We start from the raw sequence: 20,251 nt of genomic DNA on the forward strand, positions 1-20,251 counted from the left end.
TTGACGAGCGCCCCGAGGGGCGTGAACTCGGAGGAATTATGATCCAGGGATTCAAAGATTTCATCATGCGGGGCAACATCGTCGACCTTGCGGTCGCGGTCGTCATCGGCACGGCGTTCGCAGCCGTCGTCGATGTCGTCGTCAGCAGCCTCATCACCCCGCTGCTCAACGCCATGGGCGGAGCCGAGGCCAGCGGCCTGGGCTTCGAGATCATCAGCGGCAACGCGGCCACCTACATGGACTTCGCGGCGATCATCAACGCGCTGATCGTGTTCCTGCTGACCGCTGCCGTCGTCTACTTCGTCATCGTGGTCCCGATGAACAAGGTTAACGAGCGGATGGGCTATGGCGCCGAAGAGGAGGAGGCCCCGGCCGAGGACGTCGCCCTGCTCACCGAGATCCGCGACCTGCTCGCCCGCCGCACCATCTGAGGCAGGTGCCCTCGCTCGCTGCACCGGCTCCCATTGTCCGCCGCCTGACGCCGGCTGTGACGGCAGCAGGCAGTGAGGCCAGCACCTACGCGCCAGGGCCCGGTCCCCCCCTCGGGGGCCGGGCCCCGGCCGTGTCCGTCTGTCATTCCCAGTGAGGCGGGCGCTGGTCTCGCCACCACTGGTCGAGGCCCACCTCCTGAGCCGTCCCCTCCGCGGTGGGGGTCATCGCCTCGAGCTCGCCGTGCGGCTCGCTGAAATCGGGGGCATCCTCCGGCTGCGCGTTGGTGGCAGGGGCCACGACCCGGCGGTGCCGACGCCGGCGCGGGGCCTCGTCCTCACTCACCGCTGCCGGTTCGCCGAGGCCCGCCGGGCCACCTCGACGATCCGGGCCACCTCTCGTGCCGGGTCGCGGAAGACATCGGTGGTCCAGACCTGGACGGGAGTCCACCCGAGCTGACGCAGGTGCGCCTGCCGGTTGTGGAGCCGGTCGGCGTCCGGTCCGTCCGAGCCCGGGTGGGCGTCGGTGTCGATGGCCAGCAGCGGGCGGTTCCGGTCATCGGGGTCATCGACCACGAGCTCGATGCGGTGCGGGCCGGTGCCGAACCCGTGCCGCACGGTGAGGTGCTCGGCCCGGAGCCGCTGGGCGAGATCTGCCACGAGCGCGGGCACGTGCTGGGCCCGTTCGGCTGCATCCTCGGGGCCAGTCGAGGGCCGGCTGGGGCCGCTGTCGGGGTCGAGCGCAGCGCGCGCCGCCGTCTCCCGGACCAGGTCCGCTCCCGGTGACGGCGGCAGGTCAGCCACCGGACCGTCTGCGACGAGCACGACCGAGCGCCTGGCGACGTTGAGCGCGGCCGCCCCCCAGGCCTCTGAGAGGTCGTCGCGGCCGGTGAGCACAAGCACCAGACGGTCGCGCACGTCACCGGCCGCGCGCTCGACCGTGGTGAGCAGGAACGGCTCGGCGACATCCTCCCGGAACGACCCGACCAGGTCGGCCTCACTGGCGACCCGGTCCCAGAGCAGGGCCTCGACCTCTGCGACGACCGAGAGGTCGTCGGCCAGCACTCCCAGCGAGTGACGCGGGCTGCGGCGTGCATGGTCAAGCACGAGGTCGACCACGCGGGTGATGGCCTCGGCCCGTCCGTCAGCCTCCACGACCGCGATCCGCGACTGGCGCAGGACCCCCGGGAAGCCCTGCACCGCTGAGCCGGGGCGACGGGGCAGCATGCGGTCATCCAGCGAGCGATAGTGCGTGTCCAGACGACGCACCGGCAGGGCCTGCATCGCGGCCGTCACGAGGGAGAGGGTTCCTGGCACGGCGGGGTCCTGTCTGGCGTCCACCACTCCAGCCATCGGCAGTCCGGGCAGGCCCCCCGCGTCGCCGACGATCAGGACCCGCTCCCCCCGGGTCAACGTCGGCACGGCGTGCGCGAGCGGGAGCTGCTGGGCCTCGTCAAACACGACGAGGTCCAGCTGGGCCTCCAGTGGAATAGTGGCGGGCACCGTGAGCGGGCTGGTCAGCCAGCACGGCCGCAGCGCCCGCACCAGGTCGGGTGCTGCCCGGATCAGGTCGATGGTGCGCAGCGGAGGACCGGCCTCAACCACGGACCGGAGTGCCTCCCCCTGCTCGGGGTGCTGGGCCAGCACGGCGCTGGTCCGGTCCCGCGCGGCGCGGCGCACGGCCTCGCGGGCACTCTCGGCCTGTGCCTCAAGTTGCTGCTCGAGCGCCGCCATGGCGTCGTGCAGCTCGGAGCCCGTGGCCTGCGGCGTCTGCCGGGTCATCTGGTCGTGCACCGAGGCCCAGAACACAAGGTCCGCCTCAGCCTCGACGTGCTCGGCCGCCACGGCGCGCTGGGCCAGGTCGTCCACCAGCCTGCCGAGCCCCTGGTCCCGCAGAGGCTGGAGGTCGGCGTGGACGGCTGCCACGACGGGGAGCCGGTCCGCCTGGGCGTCCAGGCGGACCAGTCGCTCGAGGAGGAGATCGAGGTGCGCCGTCTCCAGCTCACGTCCGTGCCGGGTGCTCGCGAGCACCTCGGCGAGCCAGGTCAGGTCACGGTGGATGCCGTCGAATTCGGCCGCGGCCTCCTCCCAGCCTCGCGGAGCCTTCGGACGGGCAGCACGCCCTGCCAAGGACTCCCACTCCGAGCGCTCCGACAGCGCGTGAGCCAGTCGGTCACCGACGTCCGGCGGCGGTGTGCCCGGGCGCAACAGCCCCCGAGCCTGGCGCTTCAGCCGGCCACGGGCCACGGCCGAGAGCTTGTCCGGAGTGTCCCTGGGTTGCTTCGTGGTGGCCCGCACGAGGTCCTCAAGGGGTGCCTCATAGACCTCTGGGGTGAAGACGTCGAGGGTGTCGCGCACCTGGCGGAGCAACTGAAACGTCCGGTTCCACTGTTGCAGGTTCACCGGCACGGGCAGTCCGGCGCTCCGGCTGAGGGAGTTGATGTCCTCGCGGGCCTGCGAGAAGCGGCCAGCGACTAGGTCGGTGACGATCCCGGCCGCCCGCACGGCCTCCTGCTCCGTCGTGATCTGGGCGCCGAACCACGGGTCTTCCGCGCGCCGCTTCCAGGCTCCGGCCCGCACGGCACGGGTCAGGGCGTCGCGGATCTCCGTGACCGCGTCAGGGGTGAGGTCGGCGAGCACCTCAGGTGCCAGTCGCACATGTGAGGTCGGAGGGTGGTCCAGGGCGGCGAGGCGGGTCAGCACGTCCTGGGTCTCGGCGAGCGTCACACCCCACGGCTCCCGTCGCCCGTGCAGCTGCTCCTCGTGCTCGGCGAGCACGGCCAGCGGGTCCTCGGTGCCCGGAGTCTCCGGCACCGGCCGGCCCTCCGTGGACTCAGCAGGCGGTGCGCCCGCGGCGTGGGATGCCACCCCGTCCAGTTGGTCTGCCTGATGACGGTCCAGCGCATCAACCAGACCCGCCCCCGCACGCCGGGCACCGGCAGCGGTCTCCCGCAGATCGAGCACCAGCTCGCCCAGGCCGATGCTGCGCAGCCGCTCCTGGACATCCTCAAGTCCACGCCGCTGCTCAGCCACAACCAGCGCAGAGCCACCCTCGCCGATGGTGCTGGCGACGGCATTCACGATGGTCTGCGTCCGGCCCGTTCCCGGCTCGGCGTCGAGCACAACGGACTGACCGTCGGCGAGCAGGCCCAGAACTGCTCGCTGTGCGCCATCGGCCTCAAGCACCGTCGGGACCCGAGCCCCGCGAGCACGAGAAGCATCGTCACGCACGCCATCAGCAGGCCCGCCCGCCAACTCCTCACTCACGCCATCAGCAGACTCGCCCGCCAACTCCTCACTCACGCCATCAGCAGACTCGCCCGCCAACTCCTCACGCACGCCATCAGCAGGCTCGCCCGCCAACTCCTCACGCACGCCATCAGCAGGCTCGCCCGCCAACTCCTCACGCACGCCATCAGCAGTTTCGCCCGCCAACTCGTGAGGCACGCCGCCGACGCTGGCCTGATGGTCGCTCGTCCCGTCGTTGCTGGCCTCATCGTCGTTCGTGGCCTGCTCGCCACGCTCGAGTTGTTCGGCCAGGGACACCAAGAGCGGTCGACGTGCCAGCGGCTCCACCGGGCCGGCCAACTCTGCGACCAGCGGCAGCTTGGCCAGCGGATAGGTGCTGAGGACCAGCTGGGGCCCGATGCCGAACTCTGCGATGCCGGTGCAGAGTGCCTCGAGCTGGTCATAGGTCGGACGTGGATCGAACCCGTGCCGACCGCTGCTGGCCCGTGCCAGGTCGTGTCCATCCAGTTCGACGCCGCGCTCACCGCGCAGATAGTGCTCCAGGGCGGGATTGAAGATGACGTCCGAGTCCAGGCGCAGCACGAAGTCACGACGTGAGGCATCGGTCGGGCGGATCCGGGCACCCCGCAGGAGCACGGGGGCGCGGGGTGGGATCGGTGCGCGCGGGAGCTGCCACGAGGCCATGCCCACCGCCAGGAACAACGTACTCAGACCATATTCACGGTGCAGCTCCACGCCCTTGGCCCGGATCGCGCCGACCCGCCGGCGCGCCTCGGCGAGCGCCACCGACTCCCGCACGAGCTCGGACAGCAGCGTGTTGTGCCCCGCCAGAAGCTTGGCGACACCACCGGGGTGCGCCACGGTCAGATCGATGGTGCCGGTGGGCAGGTCGCGGTGCCACATGAGGGTGTTGCGGCCGCCCAGATCCGCGAGCTCGGAACGCCACGTCGCCTGAGCAGCTTCGAGCACCGTGCGGCGCACCTCATCAGGGGTCGCGTCGACGCGTGGTCCGTGGGCGTCGACAGGTTGGTTCACGATGCCAGGTTAACCAGGTTCCTGGGGCGATCCGGACAGACACGGGCGCGCACGATCCCAGACGCGGGGTAGGAGTTGCCCCGTCCCCCGCGATAGGCTCACCTCCGGCGATCAGCCGGGCGCAGGACCTCCGCGCTGGGCCTCGGCCTCCCCGCCCTCGTAGCTCAGGGGATAGAGCACCGCTCTCCTAAAGCGGGTGTCGCAGGTTCGAATCCTGCCGGGGGCACATTCCCGCCCTGCACATGATCATGAGCAAGGAGTAAAGGTTCACGGCGGTCCTCACAAAAAGGATCCGCGCTGTAGAACACGAGCTCCCCCGCTCCGTCTGACCCCGCGCGTCAAGCCCGAGTGGCATGTCCGGTGACTCGCATCAGCCCCATCGCGGCCGGCACGTGCACGGGAAATGCCCAATTCCCGCCGGCGGGCTCAGGCTCCAGCGCAACACGGATCTGCCGGGAGGCATGGTGCTGCGTTCGTATGGTCTGAGGCTGGTGGCTGCTGGGATGGCGTTGGAGGAGGTGGGCGGGGTAGTTCTCGGGCACGTGTCCGCCGAGATGTGACTGGAGTGGCAGGTCTGACTGGAGTGGCGGGTCTGGCCGCACTATCTCGCGAACTTCGCCAGATCCGGTCGGTCACGACCCTCGGCGCATGGCGATCCCGCACCTCCTCTGCCTGAGACCAACCGCGGCACTCGCCGACCCGCCGGGTAGACGCGCAAGGCCCCCAACCTCGGCAGGTCGGGGGCCTTCGGTCACCCTGCACAGCAGGGCCGGGCGAGTAGCTTAGGCGGCACCGGTGGTCTGCGCTACCTGCTGGTCGCCGGCACCGGTGGTCTGCGCTACCTGCTGGTCGCCGGCACCGGTGGTCTGCGCGACCTGCTGGTCGCCGGCACCGGTGGTCTGCGCTACCTGCTGGTCGCCGGCACCGGGGGGCAGCGTGCGCTGCCCGTCGTGGGCGACCTCGATCTTGCGCGGCTTGGCCTCCTCCGCGACAGGAATCACCAGCTGCAGGACGCCGTCGGCATAGCTGGCATCGATCCTGTCCGTGGCTAGCCCACGACCCAGTGTGAGCTGTCGGGCGAACGTGCCTGTAGGACGCTCCCGGGTCAGCCACTGGCTGGCCTCGGTGTTCCGGGGCGCGCGCTCGGCGCGGATCGTCAGGCTGCGGTCGTCGACGTCGATGTCGATCGTGCTCGGATCGACGCCCGGCAGGTCGACCTCCACGACGAAGCGGTCGCCCTCGCGGTACAGGTCCATCGGCATACCCGGGCCGGTCTGACCGCGGGTCACCGAACCGAGGACACGGTCGATCTCACGGAACGGGTCAAACGTGCTGAAGGTGTTCACGGTTCCTCCTCTGTGGTCCAGTAGCCACCCCGTGTGGCTACCTTGAGTCTACTAGAGTCAACTTTATTGATACAAGCCGCATTCCCCACCCCGCCCTCAGCGCCCTCGTGCTCACTGCCCGGTTGCCGGAGATCCGAGTAGCATGAGTGAGAGCCGAGCTGATCCACAGTTTGGTCAGATGTGTGCACCTGTCTGCGTCGCCACGTGCCTTTCCGAACGTCTCGTCGAGGTTGTCCACCTGCACTACTCCGTTCGGACCAGTCATGGAAAATGCCGCACGCATCGCAGAGGGACTCGCCCGCGCTGCCCGGGAGATCAACGCGAGCCACGACCTCGAAGCCACTCTCGACAGCATCGTGCACACCGCTGTCGGCGCACTGCCGGGCATCGATCACGCCGGCATCTCGGTCGCGCACCGCAACGGCAAGGTCGAGACCAGGGCAGGCACTGGGCAGCTCGTCTGGGAGCTGGATGCCCTGCAGTACACCCTCCGCGAGGGGCCGTGCGCCCACGCGATCGATATCGAACCAGTGACCGTGGCGAACGAACTGCGCCACGACGGGCGCTGGCCGAACTACGTGCCACGGGCACTGCGGATGGGGGTCCGCGCGCAGATCGGCCTGCGGCTCTACGTCGAGGAGAAGACGCTGGGTGGTCTCAACCTCTACTCCGTCGAGGCCGACATCATCGATCCGGATGTGGTGCACACGGCCGAGCTCTTCGCCTCCCACGCCGCCCTCGCTCTCGGTCGGGCTCGCCGGGAGAATGAGTTGAGCGAGGCCATCGGCACCCGCAAGGTCATCGGGCAGGCCATCGGCATGGTGATGGAGCGCTACGAGATCGATGAGGGCCGCGCCTTCCAGTTCCTGGTCCGGGTCTCCACGACCAGCAACATCAAGCTCCGCGACATCGCTCAGGAGATCATCGACACCTCGAACACAACCTACGCACGCCGCACCCACGTGCGATCCACCGCAGACCCCTCAGGTCTCGACAGGATTCGGTAGGTCACTGCCTGCGGACGTGCGATGTCCCGCGACACCACAGTGAGGTGTCGCGGGACATCACGGTGTGGGCTCGGTCAGAAGCGCAGCCACGTCCCGGCCAGCCCCTGCTGCTCGACACCGGGCACCGTGTAGTCACACACGCCCTGGTCGAACACCTCGAGCAACTCCGCCCACTGCGCGTCGCTCATCTCGGGGTAGGTCTCCCGGGTGGGAGCGGTCGTCTGGCACTTGATGACGTCGGCCCGCACGCTCTCCCCAGCGACCTCACGCGGGAAGCTCGCAGACGGGTAGAGCTGCTCACACTGCGTGGACGGGTCGCGATCGAGCATCATCGGCAGGAACTCCGGTGACGCGTCCCGAGTCATGCAGCCCTCAACAAGAGCCTCCGGGCGAGCGTCACCGATCTCCTCGAGGGAGGGCAGTTCGCCGTCGGTCACGCCGACCTCCGTCAGCCAAGCGTCCATCTGCGTGATGGCGTGCCGCACCAACGGGCTGTTGGTGCTCAGCCCGCCATAGCGCCTGTCCTCGAGCAGGCTCACGTGGTTGACGGCGCTGCCGTTGGCGGCGACGAGTCGCTCACGCATCGAGTTGGTGTGGTAACGCACGTGGATGTCGCCGTTAGCACCATCGTCGGTGTAGGAGCGGTAATCGATGATCGGAGTGCTCGCGAGACCGCCGCCACCGTTGGTGAGACGCCCGGTCTGGTAGGCCGCCTCGACCGCCGGCAGATCGGCCACCGACCGTTCCGTCCGGTACTGGCCGTCGTGGTCATAACCGCCGACCGCGGCATTGAGCTCGAGGAACTGGTCGACCGAGATGGTGCCGTCCTGCAGGGCCTTGAGCCCGTACTGGATGCCCACGTTGTCGAGGGGGCGGAGCGCGAAGCCGGTCTCGGGGTCCTCACCGTAGGCGTTGATCGTGTGGTCGTAGACATCGCAGCGTGCACCGTCCGGGTTGGTCTCCGCGTCATAGCGCAGCCCGGCCGGCAGCACCCCGGGGCAGAACGCCGTCGGGTCGATCCGACGGGCACCGTTAGCGACGTTCGGCATGGTGGCCAGGGTCTGGAAGCCGGTGACCTGCCGCTTCTGCTCGTCGGTCCAGTCCACCTGGGCGCTGTCGTTGAAGTAGTGGTTCAGCAGCCGGGCATCGGTGATGAAGTTGACGGTCCCGAACCCGACTTCTGGGAAGGAGCAGCCCACGAGGATGCCGTCGAAGATCCCCGGGTAGTTGTCCGCCGTCTGGTGCGCCTGGTAACTGCCGCCGGAGCAGCCGAAGCCGATCGTGAAGTCGTCGCGACCATAGACCTCGATGAACTCCTCCTTGGTCATCGCCGCGGTCTCGGAGGCCAACAGGTCGTTGCAGTTGTTGCCGAACACATTGAGCGAGGACGACACGACGGCGTAGCCCTCGCGGAGCATGAACTGGTTCGTGACTCCACCCGTGCTGGCGCCCTGCCGGTACCACCCGTTGGTGCAGCCACCGCCGAGGGTGTAGATGGCCTTGCCGTTCCAGCCGGCCGGCCGCTCGGTGGGGCTGGGCTCCGGCTCGGTGAGCGGGTCGTGCAGCACCGAGTGCTCGTAGATCCCGCGGTTGGCCGTGCCGGTCTCGATCCGCACGATCATCGGCACCTCGACGCCATCCGAGGTCGTGGTGTGATCCAGGTTCTCCGGGTATGCCGTGGCGTCCGCCGGCCAGACGGCCCACCCGCCGCCGGTGGTCTGGTAGATGTAGTCGACCCGGTTGTCGATGCCGCAGTGCTCGTCCACGGGTGCGCCAAGGGTCTGGTTGACGACGGGCACCCGGAACTGATGGGTCTGGCAGATGAAGGGATCCTCGTGCGGTCCGGACAGGAGCGGCCCCTCGCCGGGGTGGTTAGTCACCTCAAGGCTCGTGCCGGTGCGTCCGTCGCCGGGGCCCTTCGCCTCGATCGTGTGCTCCCCGTTGCTCATCCCGTCCACCAGCCCGACCAGCACGCGGCGCTCCGCGTCCCAGGAGAACCCGTCGGTCTGGTCCGCGCCGTCCAGGGTGACCCGCACCTCATGGGGTGGGACGTTGTGCGGGACGGTGACCTCAACGAGGGCGTCACCGCCGGTGACCATGTCCGGGGCGCTGGACACCGTCTCGACCCCCAAGCCTGCCGACGGCGGCGCACCCGACGCGGCCCCTCCCAGCGCCAGCGCTCCACCGGTGCTGGCTACCAGTGCCAGCACGGCCGCAGCCACAACACTTCTACTCATCTGGACCTCCATTGGTCTCGTCCCCGAGGTGGACGAGGCCGAACTTATGGGTCCCGCTGAGCTACTGCGGCGTACTTGGTCAAACCCGAACGAACAATTTCACCCAGACAGGGACATGCCCCGCATGATGGAACGTGGCGACCCTTGTTGCGGGAGGTGGTGGCTTCCGTCGAGGCGGTGGTGACGGCCTGCGTTCAGGAGGTGGTGAGGCTTTCGTTTAGGCGGTGGTGGCGGCTTGCGTTCAGGAGGTCGTGACGAGCTCCTGCTGGGGCGCGATCGGGATCGCGAGCTCGGTCAGGAGATCGCACACCCTCTCCCTGATCTCGGCAGCGATCCTGCGCGCTGCAGCGAGATCTTGGGCGTACGGGTCGTCGATGTCCCAGTGGATCGTCCGTCGTCCGACCAGGCGCCTCCCGACACCCGATCAGGACGAGAATGTCCGCGGCATCCAGCACGTCATCCTGGACTTCCGAGGGCAGGGGGTGGAACCGCTCAACCCCTAGCTCCGCGAGGACTGTGGCGGCATGCGGGTTGAGGCGACCGGTCGGCCGCAGACCGGCCGATCGCGCCAGGAGCCGGTGGCCGGACAGGTGCTCGGCCAGAGCGGCCGCGACCTGGGACCGCCCCTCGTTGCGCTCACAGACGAAAAGAACCTTGGGCAACGGTGACAGGACGCGCCCCTCGGCACGGGCCAACGACACCAACTCGTCCCGGACCGCGTGCTCGACGAGGACGGGGATGAACTCCGTGTGCTTGCCACAGGCCTCGAGCCGGGAACGGCTGCGGTCGACCAGCGCCGCGATCTCCTCCGGCTCGAAGCCGTCGGCGTATCGCTCCGTCAAGTCCGCGACCACCCGGGCCATGGCGCGTCGGTATGCGCTGCGGTGCTGCTCCATTGCCTCCACCTCACCTCAAGGTAAACGTCAGGTGAATTACCAGTGTACGCCCGGTGTCCCGCTGGGGCGACGGTTCACCGTGGGTCGTGAGGATCGGCAGCGCTCAGGCCGTGAGCCGGATCGTCGTCGCGCCCTCGAGCCGTCGGTAACGCTCGGGGGTGCACGTGAGCAGCACGACCTGGGTCCGCTCCCCCGGGCCGGAGAACACGGTGCTCACCCGCTCCAGTCGCTCGGGATCGGTGTAACCGAGGGCGTCGTCAATGATGACGGGGACCCCGGCACCGCGCTCGACCAGGCCGGCGACCGCCAGCCGGGACAGGATCCCCAACTGCTCTCGGGCGCCTCCTGACAACTGGTCGAAGGGGACACTGGTGCCCTCGAGCGTGCGGCTGCTGATCGTGAGATCCTCGGCCACCTCGAGGTCGAAGGAGGGTCCGTAAACTTCCTGCCCGAGCCTGCGGATCTCCAGCTGGTAGGGCCGGACATAGGCTCGGTGTGCCGCGTCGCGGTGCCGGCCCAGGGTCTCGTGGAGCTGGCGCGCAGCCCGTGCCCGGCGGTGCACGGCGTCGAGCTCGGCCCTCAGTCGCACGAACTCGTCGACCGCCAGGGTGTAGGCCTCCTGGCGGCCCTCCCCGCTCACCAGCTCGACCTGCCCCTGCACCTGCGCCAGCTGCTGACGCACCCGGACGAGCGCGGCCTGGTGATCCTGGTGCGCCTGCTCGGCCCGGGCCAGCCGCGCCCGGACGCCGTCGACGTCGGCCTCCTCCAGTGCCCTGCGAGCGACTCCCATCTGCGCCTCGACGCGGGCGTAGGCGGCTCCGGCAGTGCTCACCGCCTCCTGCAGCAGCTCATCGGGTGTCGTCTGCCGGGCCTCGGCCAGCCCAGCACGATCGCGCTCGAGCCGCTCGGACATCTCGGCATTGACCCCGACGGCGCGCTCCACCTGGAGCTCGACCTGGGCACAACGACGCTGGTGCTCCTGCAGCTCCGTCTCGGCCCGGGCCAGTGCTGCGTCGGCCTCCCGGCGCTCAGTGGCCGCGGCTCGCGCCACCGCCCGGGCAGTCGTGACGTCCTCCGGGAGCGGATGGTCGACAGGACGGCCGGCGTGCTCGGCCAACAAGGCCTGGGCCTGCTGCAGCTCAGCGGCCAGCTGGTCCTGGTGCCGGCCACCGAGCAGGTCATCCAGCCGCTCGGTGAGGTGGCGGACCCGCGCCGCGGCGGAGGCCCGACGGGTGGCCGCCGAGCGGGCTTCGGCCAGGTCTGCGACACCGGCCTGGTCGAGGAGCTCCGCCCACAGGGCCTCGGCGCGGTTCAGGTCGGTGGCCAGCTGCGCCGCGCCCTCCTCAGGACGGACAGTGACCCGCAGGTCGCCCGGCAGCTCGATGGTCAGGCCCGCGCCGACGGACAGATCACTATCGGCGCCTGCCGCGAGCTCCAGCGTCTCGCTGTTCACGACCAGGCTGCGACTCCCCCCGAGGGACTCCAAAGAGACCCGAGCGCTGCTGGCCTCCAGCCCGGACCGCAGACGGACTACGGTCCGCTCGGCGGTCTCAAGGGCGCGCACGGCCTCCTCGTCGAGATCGGGCAGGCCACCGAGAGTCTCGTGGGCCTGGGCCAACTCGGCCTGCAACTCGACCAGTCGCTCCCTGGTGTGCGCCAGCTGCGCCACGCGCGCCACGGCCTCGACGTGCTCGACTTCCGCGCCGGCCTGCTCGGCCACCGCGACGGCCCGGTCCCGAGCCGCACGGGCGCCGTCACGCGACTCGCGGAGGCGGGCGGTCGCCGCGTGCAAGACGTCCAGCTCATCGCGACGGGTGCCCACGGCCTCCTCAGCAGCGGCCAGACGCTGCTCCGCCTCGGCCAGCTCCTGCTGAGCACGCTCCCGGCGGGTCTGGTCCTCACCCGCACGGACCGAGTCCTGGCGAGCCCTGGCCAGCGCTGCAGTCGCCTTCTCGTGGGCGCGCACCAACGCGCTGATCTCGGCGTCGTGCTCACGCGCCCTCGTCAACCGGTCGGTGAGCTCGGTCTCCTGGTGGGTCAGCTCAGCGAGCTCGGTGCGCAACCGCTCGTGACGCTCCACCAGCTCCTGGGTCTCAGTAACTGCCCGATGCGCATGAACGGCCTCATCGCGGGCGACCGAGGCAGCAGTCACCGCGGCCTTGAGCTCGCCGGTCAGACGTCCAGTGGGGGTGTAGTAGCGCCGGAACTCCTGCTCCACCTGCTCGAGCAGCGTGGAGCCGTCAGCCGAGTGCAGGTCGGCCCCGCTGGCGCCGTCGAGGGCCTCGGTGAGCACGGCGCTGTCGGTCAGGGACACCTGCCCCAGATCGCCACCCTGGGTGAAGCGCAGCGCGTCCCACAGCGGACGGTCCAGCGACTCGGCGAGGATCGCGTCGAGCCGATGCTGGGCCTGCTCGCCCGATAGGTGCTCGCGAACGGGGCTCAGGATCTCCAGCTCGGTGGAGCTGCCCCGCAGCCACTGCTTGGCAAAGCGCACCCGATGGCTGCCCACGGTGAACTCGGCCTCCACAAGCGGGCCGACGTCACGCCCGAGCGGCTGGAGGGCCTTGACAGCCCGGGACCGGGAGGTGGCCTTGGCGCGCGGGTCGAGGAGCAGGTCGAAGGCCTCCAGCAACGTGGTCTTGCCGACCTCGTTGGGCCCTTCGATGACGACGACGCCGGTGTCGGGAAAGTCGACCGTGCGCTCGAGGATGCCCTTGACGTCGCGCAGGTGCAGGCGGTGGAGCTTCATCGAGCCTCCTCGCGGGCGATCCGATAGAGCAGCGACAGGGCGTCGGCCGCGCTCTGCTGGTCCTCCGCGGCGTCGGGGGTGAACTCCCAGTCGAGCGGGTCGAGCTCCTCGAGCGAGTCAGGGTCCTCGCCCGCGTGGCACTCCTCCTCCTGGTCCAGCTCGCCGGCGACCGCCAGCCCGCGCATCTCCTCCGCGGCCGCACTCACAAAGCCACCGAGCCGCAGATCGTCCAGCTCCGCCCCGTCGGCGCTGATGCCGAGACGGGTGTGCCGCTCCCACTGAGTGAGGGCGGCAAAGACCGCGCCCTGCTCCTCAAGCAGATCGGTGAGGGCGGCATGGTCGGCGACGCCGAGCACGCCACGTAGCGCCAGTCGCAGGACGGTGCGGTCCTTGTCGGCGATGGCCGCCAGCTCGCCCCGCAGTGCGCTCACGTCGGCCGCACCGGACAGCTCCCGACGGATGGTCCGGAACGTCCAGGTCCCGACGTGGTGCGGGGTCACCACGGGAGGTCGCCCCCCAGAGAGCTCGACGACCAGGACGTCTCCGGGCTCGGTCTCGCGGTGGTCGGTGACCTCGGGAGCACCGGAGTACCACACCGCGCCGCTGTCACCGACGCTCGTCCGCGAGTGCCGGTCCCCCAGGGCGACGTAGTGGATCCGGCCAGCATCCAGCGCCTGCTCCAGCGGCGCCAGGGAGATGGCGGCGCGGTTGTGCCGGTCCGGGTCCAGCACGTCGACCGCCCCGTGGCCGACCACGATCCGCAGCGGTTCCGGGCTGCCAGCTGTCGGCATACGGCCCCCTCCGAGCGCTGCCGTGACGGCCGCTCCCACCAGGTCATGGTCGGGGTGCTTGCCAGACCAGGGGGCCGGGATCAGCTCGACGCCCTCACGCACGGTGACCGGCTCCGGTCCGTCCAGGACGCGCACGTGCTCGGGGCGGTCGCGGACGAACTGTGGGCTGCCATAGATGGTGAGCGGATCGAGCGGGTCGTGGTTGCCGGGCAGCAGATAGACCGGCACCGGCACCTCGGCCAGCGCCTCCAGTGCACGCCCCACGGTCTGCCGGGACAACTGGTTGGTCTCGAAGACGTCCCCGCACACCACCACGAACTCGCACCCCTGCTCCTGGGCGAGGAGGCCGATGCGTCGGATCACGTCGATCCGTGCGGCGGCGAAGCGGGCCTGCGCCTCGCCCTCCAACTGGCGTCGGGTCATGCCGATCTGCCAGTCGGCGGTGTGCAGAAATCGGACCATGACGCTCCTCCCAGGTGTTGGCCCCACCGTAGGAGAGAGCACCGACACTGCCCGGCTGGCGCACCGGCCGACGCGGAACTGCAGCGTCTGTCCACAGGGAAATACGTGCAGAGGGCCAGTTCCGAGTACCCTTGTGACATGCATAAACAGGCAGACCCAGTGGACGAACCAGCTGAACCTAGTAGTACCGGGCCGGGCTCGGCCCGGCGCTCAACCCACACTGCCCTGCAGGGGACCGCAACGTGCTAATCGGTAGCGGCCTGCTCGTCATTCTCGCGCTCACCGTCCTGACCGGCTATTTCGTGGCCCAGGAGTTCGCGTACGTCGCGGTCGACCGCGGCCAGCTGCAGAAGCTGGCCGACGAGGGCGACCAGGCGGCCACCCGTGCCCTGAAGGTGACCTCTCGGCTCTCCTTCACCCTCTCCGGCGCCCAGTTCGGCATCACCCTCACCGCCCTCCTGGTCGGCTTCGCCGGTGAGCCGCTGCTGGGCCGCGGTCTGGCCGAGACGATGGGCTTCGCGGACCTGTCTCCCGCCGCCACGACCTCGATCTCCTTGGCGATCACCCTGGTCTTTGCGACCGGTGTCCAGATGGTGGTCGGCGAGCTCGGCCCCAAGAACCTGGCGATCGCCCGCCCCGTGCCGCTGGCCCGGGCCCTGTCCCGGTCGACCCTGATCTATCTCGCGGTGGCCGGTCCGATCATCAACCTGTTCGACAAGGCCTCCAACGCCCTGCTGCGATCGGTCGGCATCGAACCGCTCGAGGAGCTGCCCCAGGGCGCGACCCCGGAGGAGCTGCACCGAATCATCGACGAGGCGCACACGGGCGGACTGCTGGATGAGGACCTGTCTCGCCTACTGGGTCGCGGCCTGGCCTTCCGCAACCACGTCGCGCAAGAGGTGATGACGCCGCGGATCGACGTCGAGACCGTGCAGGCCGACGAGCCGGCAGCGCGCGTCCTGGAGCTGTTGGAGACCGGCCACTCCCGGTTCCCTGTCATCGGTCGCGACGTCGACGACATCGTCGGCGTCATCGGCCTGCACGAGCTGCTCCAGGTCCCCGCCGCACAGCGCCCGATGGCGACAGTCCGTGACCTGGCGAGCGAGGCGCTGATCATCCCGGACAGCCTGCCCCTGCCGCGCGTGCTGGAGCAGATGCGCGAGTCGCACCGACAGATTGCTGTCGTGGTGGACGAGTACGGCGGGTTCGCCGGCATCATCACCTTCGAGGACGTCGCCGAGGAGGTCGTCGGCGAGATCTGGGACGAGGGCGACACCGAGGACGAGTCCGTCGAGGAGCAGCCCGACGGCAGCTGGGAGGTCCCGGCCCGGTTGCGGCTGGACGAGGTGCGTGACACCACCGGGGTCGCGTTGCCCGAGCACGAGGACTACGACACCCTCTCCGGGCTGATCATGGAGCGGCTGGGCCGCGTGGCCGAGGAGGGCGACACTCTCGAGGTGGTCTGGGAGGCCCGCGACGAGCACGGCGCTCCCGAGGTGCGTCGGGTCCGCCTGGATGTGCTGTCCGTGCAGCGCTACGTGCCGGACACCGTCCGGGTCCACGCCCCCACTACCCACCCCGGCTCCCTGGCCGATGAAGAAGCCCAACCGGCCGAGGCGGTGGCCTCGTGAGCACCAGCACCGCCCTCTGGGTCAGTATCCTCCTGCTGGTCCTCAACGCCTTCTTCGTCGCGGCCGAGTTCGCCGTGGTCGCCGCCAAGCGGCACCGACTGGAGGAGCGTGCCGCCGGCGGCGGCCGTGCCGCCAAGGCCGCCGTCTCGGCCAGCAAGGAGCTCTCGCTCATGCTCGCCGGCGCCCAGCTCGGCATCACGCTGTGCACGCTGGGACTGGGCGCCCTGGCCGAGCCGGCCGTCGCCACGCTGCTGGAGCCGCTCATCCACTGGGCCGGCATCCCCGCCGCGCTGACCCACCTCGTCGCCGTGATCATCGCCGTGGCCCTGGTCGTCTTCCTGCACATGGTGGTCGGCGAGATGGCCCCGAAGTCGTGGGCGATCTCGCACCCCGAGACCTCGGCGGTGCTGCTCGCCCTGCCGTTCCGCGCCTTCACCTGGCTGAGCCGCCCCCTCATCTGGGGGCTCAACGAGCTGGCCAACCTGATGCTGCGAGCCGTGAAGGTGCAGCCGGTGGACACCGTGAGCTCCACCCACGGCCCGGCCGAGCTGCAGCTGCTGCTGGCGCAGTCCCATCAGCACGGCGTGCTCCCGGACGCGGACCACGCCATGCTCACCGGGGCACTCAAGCTCGAGGAGGAGACGATCGCCGCGGTCATGTTCCCGGTGTCCGAGGCCGTCTGTGTGCCGGACACGGGCACGGCCCGGGACGTCGAGGCGATCTGCCACGAGAGCGGCCGGTCGCGGCTGTTCGTGACCCGTGGGAACCGCATCACTGGTCTGGTTCACGTGCGCGATGCAGTGCGGGCTACAGCCGCCTCCCAGACGGAGTATGCCGTCACGGACCTGGTGCAGGAGGCCATCACCCTCCCCGCCTCGCTGCCGCTCATCGACGCGGTCCAGCGGATGCGTCAGGAGCGCGCCCAGCTCGCCCTGGTCGGGGACCCGGAGGGCCACGTCGTCGGGCTGATCTCGTTGGAGGACCTGCTTGAGCAGATCCTCGGCGAGTTCGACGACGAGACGGACGAGCCGGTGACTGGTGCCGAGCACATGCAACCGACGCCTACCGCCTGACCGGCGTCACCCGGCAGCCCGGGCTTCAAGAGTGGCCGTACGGATGCCGCCCCTCACGGAGCGGGAAGCGGGGGATATAGACCTTCCGGCTCCTTTGGGCAGGCTCCATACAGTTCTGCCACCGCAGCCTCGGACTCGGGCGTTGCCTCCGAGAATGGATTCCACCAATCCTCTGAACTGTAATACTGACCAAGCCACGCTTCTTGGGACGGTGCGTCCGAGATGGGATACCCGAGGCGCTCGACGCAGGATGCTGATTCCACCAGGTGCTCATAGTATTCCTGTGCTGGAACTAGCGGCAACTCCTGTCGTCGCCTCGGATCCAGAGGATACCGCGCCTGACAAACGTAGGCCGCCTCGTTGAGTGCGCCAACCTGGTCGTCGGGAACGCGAGGCGGAATCACGCCCCCGTCAAGTGTCGCTTTCGCATCGAAGCCAAACCCTGCGAGACAATCCACCTGAACACTGGCGAACTCTTCCTCTTCGATGAACCTCACGATCCCAACGGGCGGTGGATCATCAACCCGATTTCCAGCAGCCAACTCTGGCCACCGCTGTTGCTCCAGGGCAACCATTTCCTCGTAAGAGTCCGCGTCGCTCCAATCTGGGACGACACTCTCCGGAACCCCTTGATTGACAGCCTGCTGAACTTGAGGTTCAGCGGTCTCTGTTGACGAATCCACACTATGCGCACTGCATGCACAACTCATAAAGCAGGCTATGACCGCACCGACAAATCCGACCCGCCTCATGCTTGACTAGGCAGGTGGGTTGCAAGCCACTTAGCACCGCGTGCGCCAGGGAGTGGACAAATGCTTCCTTCGCGGGCGCTCAAAAAGTAAAGGCATTCAACGGCAAACTGAACTCTTGAGTGCATCTCAAGACTTCTTTGCGCCACACGATTGCCCTGGAGGGCAGTAGCAGCCAGCCGTTGCAGAACTTATTGAACCCTCCGTCCAGACGCCTGCACTTCCACTTGTACTCCGGTAATGGGTCGACGTCCGACTTCCGCCGGTGCTCCAATATCGAATCGGCCCGCCGTTCCATTCGTGGCGTATCGCTCCATTCACACTCGTCGTGCTTGAAATCCGACATTCATACCCAAGATTGCAGTGAACGTCCCGCGACCACGTCTCAACCGCACTTCCCATCTCGCTCGACGCACCAATGGAGGCAACGGCTAGGAGGGCAGCAACGGCCAGTCGAGTCAACCACTGATATGCCCTATTGAATCCCTGAAATCGCGTGAACTTGCCATCCCTATCCATTTCGATTCTCCCCAGCTCCCCAAGCTCGAATGTGTCCCACATCACTTCCCTGAGCGCACGAAGAGTACGCTACCCCACTCGATGTCGCCGACGTCTCGAATGTGAGGGATCTCACAATGAGTTGCAGGGTTGTCAACGAGGGTCACCTCCCCACACATGGCCAAGTTGGTCTCCAACCTGATGATGATGGCCCTGTCCAGTCGAAGACTCCGCCCTCCGGCGATCATGAGCCTCGTCCGTTGCTGTCTGTCGGAGTTGCGCGACGACGATATAGAACTTGCTCGAGCAGACCTTTGGCGAGTTCGACAACAAGCCGATGGCTTGTGCCGAGCGGCCGCCTGCCACTACGGCGATGACTCCCTGACGCCCAGCGGGTCGATACCTCCTAACCCAACCATTCGGCATACAGGAGGAATCATGCGACTGCCCACCGGCGCCGTCGAGACCCGCACCCACCCACCGATCGTGGACCGGGCCACATGGGAGGCCGCCGTGGCTGACCTGCTGGTCCGCGAGAAGGCCCACACGCGGGAAGGTGACGCGATCGCGGCAGCACGGCGACGGCTGCCGATGACCGAGGTGCCGAGGGGCGCGACGATCGTCGGGCCCCGGGGCGCCGTCCCGTTCGTGGACGCCTTTGCTGGACGCTCCATGCTGGTCGCCTACTTTCACATGTGGCACGACGGCCACGCCTGGGAGGGGCAGTGTGAGGGTTGCACGTTCTCGACGGCGCAGATCCAGCTGCCGGAGTATCTCAACGCGCGCGACGTGACGCTGGCGATCTTCAGCGAGGGAAGCTATGAGGAGAGCGCGCCGTATGCCGAGTTCATGGGCTACCGGCTGCCGTGGTGGTCGGCGCGTGACTCCGCGGGGGTGCTGCTCGGCGACCGAGGGTTTGGCGTGCTGGCGTGCTATCTGCGGGTGGGAGACCGGGTCTTCGAGACGTGGTGGACCACCGATCGCGGAACCGAGGTGATGGACTGGAGCTATGGCCTGCTCGACCGCACGGTCTATGGCCGGCAGGAGGCCTGGGAGTCCTCTCCGGAGGGCTGGCCCACCCTGCACGACGAGCATGCCTGGCGGGTGGCGGGACGGCCCACGGCGCAGTGGCGCGTCACCGACGAACCTGCCGGCGGTGGTCACGGCTGCGGCTGAGGTCGACCGCCCCCGGTGCGACCCCGCACATGCAGGAAGGCCCCGCCGGAGCGGGGCCTTCCTGGTGGTTCGTGCTGGTGCGTCAGAGAACGCGGCCGTAGCCGCTGACACCCGAGAAGATGGAACGGTAGGTCACGCCGACCGAGGGGTTGCCCGCGTCGTAGACCATGCCGTTGCCGGCGTAGATGCCGACGTGGTAGGCCGGGTAGCCCCAGAACACCAGGTCGCCGGGCACCGGGTTGCTGACCGGGGTGGCGTAGGACTGCTGCGCGGATGCGCTGCGGGGCAGGTTGACGCCGACCTGGGCAAAGACGTAGGAGGTGTAGCCGGAGCAGTCGAAGCCGGAGGGGCTGCCGCCGCCGTAGACATACGGGTAGCCGACGTAGGACGCGGCGATGCCGGTGACGCTGCCACCGTAGGACGGGGCCGGGGCAGCCTCGCGCTCGGTGCTGCGGCTCGCGGAGTCGTCGGAACGCTCCGAGGTCTCCGTCTCCGTGGTCGTGGAGCCGGTCGAGCTCAGCGTCGATTCTGTGCTCTCGGTCGACTCGGTGACGGGAGCCGCCTCGACGGGCTCCTCGACGACCGGGGTCACGCCGGTGAACCCGAGCGAGCCGAACTCGGTGTCGACGTCCTCGGGGGCCGCGACGGCCACGGCGGGCAGGTCGGTGGGCTCGGCCATGATCGGCATGTTGGCGCTCAGCAGGTCGATCGCGGGGGCCGCGTTGACCAGGTTGCCGGACACGACAGAGGCGACCTCGTCGACGATGCCCTGGGGGTTGGCGCTCGCGGGGGCCACAGCCGTGGCCAGGAGGCCACCGGAGGTCGCGACAACAGCGGTCGTCTTGGCCGAGCGGGAAATCGTGGCGCCGGCTGCGGTGAGCCGACTGGGCGCGCGGTGGCGACCGGGGGTGCGGTTGGTCACGG

Annotated in this window: 13 protein-coding genes and 1 tRNA gene; 6 read left to right on the forward strand and 8 right to left on the reverse strand. The window is 69.0% G+C overall.

The window, feature by feature from the left end; translation table 11 throughout:
* Positions 1–38 precede the first annotated feature (38 nt).
* Complete coding sequence (mscL, locus tag DPQ65_RS10570) at positions 39–431, forward strand: large conductance mechanosensitive channel protein MscL (protein WP_114907294.1); 393 nt, start codon at positions 39–41, stop codon at positions 429–431.
* 142 nt (positions 432–573) lie between these two features.
* On the opposite strand, the gene DPQ65_RS10575 is transcribed toward mscL, so the two are convergent.
* Together DPQ65_RS10575 and DPQ65_RS10580 are read right to left on the reverse strand one after the other, a co-directional pair.
* Positions 574–774 (reverse strand): hypothetical protein, encoded by a 201-nt coding sequence (locus tag DPQ65_RS10575; RefSeq protein ID WP_114907295.1) that lies wholly within the window; start codon positions 772–774, stop codon positions 574–576.
* Positions 771–4,712, reverse strand: a complete 3,942-nt coding sequence (locus tag DPQ65_RS10580) for a DUF4011 domain-containing protein (RefSeq protein ID WP_114907296.1) — start codon at positions 4,710–4,712, stop codon at positions 771–773. The genes DPQ65_RS10575 and DPQ65_RS10580 overlap by 4 nt, the downstream gene beginning before the upstream one ends.
* A gap of 153 nt (positions 4,713–4,865) precedes the next feature.
* Between DPQ65_RS10580 and DPQ65_RS10585 the strand changes: the two genes are divergently transcribed.
* Positions 4,866–4,938: transfer RNA gene (locus DPQ65_RS10585), tRNA-Arg, on the forward strand.
* Positions 4,939–5,494: 556 nt separating this feature from the next.
* On the opposite strand, the gene DPQ65_RS10590 is transcribed toward DPQ65_RS10585, so the two are convergent.
* Complete coding sequence (locus tag DPQ65_RS10590) at positions 5,495–6,058, reverse strand: Hsp20/alpha crystallin family protein (protein WP_238146783.1); 564 nt, start codon at positions 6,056–6,058, stop codon at positions 5,495–5,497.
* Positions 6,059–6,321: 263 nt separating this feature from the next.
* On the opposite strand from DPQ65_RS10590, the gene DPQ65_RS10595 reads away from it, so the two are divergent.
* Complete coding sequence (locus DPQ65_RS10595) at positions 6,322–7,065, forward strand: GAF and ANTAR domain-containing protein (protein ID WP_114907297.1); 744 nt, start codon at positions 6,322–6,324, stop codon at positions 7,063–7,065.
* A gap of 74 nt (positions 7,066–7,139) precedes the next feature.
* Here the strand turns inward: DPQ65_RS10595 and DPQ65_RS10600 are convergent, their stop codons facing one another.
* The 4 genes from DPQ65_RS10600 to DPQ65_RS10615 form a co-directional block, all read right to left on the reverse strand.
* On the reverse strand, positions 7,140–9,302 hold the full coding sequence (locus DPQ65_RS10600) for a DUF6351 family protein (RefSeq protein ID WP_238146784.1): 2,163 nt from the start codon (positions 9,300–9,302) through the stop codon (positions 7,140–7,142).
* A gap of 194 nt (positions 9,303–9,496) precedes the next feature.
* The gene (locus DPQ65_RS10605) at positions 9,497–10,198 is read right to left on the reverse strand and encodes an arsenate-mycothiol transferase ArsC (protein ID WP_114907298.1); all 702 of its coding nucleotides are present in this window, start codon (positions 10,196–10,198) and stop codon (positions 9,497–9,499) included.
* Positions 10,199–10,301: 103 nt separating this feature from the next.
* Positions 10,302–12,947, reverse strand: coding sequence for an AAA family ATPase (locus DPQ65_RS10610; RefSeq protein ID WP_114907299.1), 2,646 nt, complete (start codon positions 12,945–12,947; stop codon positions 10,302–10,304).
* Positions 12,944–14,200, reverse strand: a complete 1,257-nt coding sequence (locus tag DPQ65_RS10615) for a metallophosphoesterase (RefSeq protein ID WP_114907300.1) — start codon at positions 14,198–14,200, stop codon at positions 12,944–12,946. The genes DPQ65_RS10610 and DPQ65_RS10615 overlap by 4 nt, the downstream gene beginning before the upstream one ends.
* Positions 14,201–14,442: 242 nt before the next feature.
* Between DPQ65_RS10615 and DPQ65_RS10620 the strand changes: the two genes are divergently transcribed.
* The 3 genes from DPQ65_RS10620 (at position 14,443) to DPQ65_RS10635 (ending at position 19,327) form a co-directional block, all read left to right on the forward strand.
* Entirely contained in the window at positions 14,443–15,831 is a 1,389-nt protein-coding gene (locus DPQ65_RS10620) for a hemolysin family protein (RefSeq protein WP_114907301.1), read from the forward strand.
* The gene (locus DPQ65_RS10625; RefSeq protein ID WP_114907302.1) at positions 15,828–16,904 is read left to right on the forward strand and encodes a hemolysin family protein; all 1,077 of its coding nucleotides are present in this window, start codon (positions 15,828–15,830) and stop codon (positions 16,902–16,904) included. The genes DPQ65_RS10620 and DPQ65_RS10625 overlap by 4 nt, the downstream gene beginning before the upstream one ends.
* Positions 16,905–18,589: 1,685 nt before the next feature.
* A complete protein-coding gene (locus DPQ65_RS10635) occupies positions 18,590–19,327 on the forward strand; it encodes a DUF899 family protein (protein WP_114907304.1) in 738 nt (245 codons plus the stop codon).
* Positions 19,328–19,409: 82 nt separating this feature from the next.
* Here the strand turns inward: DPQ65_RS10635 and DPQ65_RS10640 are convergent, their stop codons facing one another.
* Positions 19,410–20,249: a C40 family peptidase gene (locus DPQ65_RS10640; RefSeq protein ID WP_238146785.1), complete on the reverse strand. Its 840-nt coding sequence runs from the start codon at positions 20,247–20,249 to the stop codon at positions 19,410–19,412.
* Positions 20,250–20,251 lie beyond the last annotated feature (2 nt).

This window comes from Ornithinimicrobium murale (assembly GCF_003352835.1).
GTDB lineage: Bacteria > Actinomycetota > Actinomycetes > Actinomycetales > Dermatophilaceae > Ornithinicoccus > Ornithinicoccus muralis.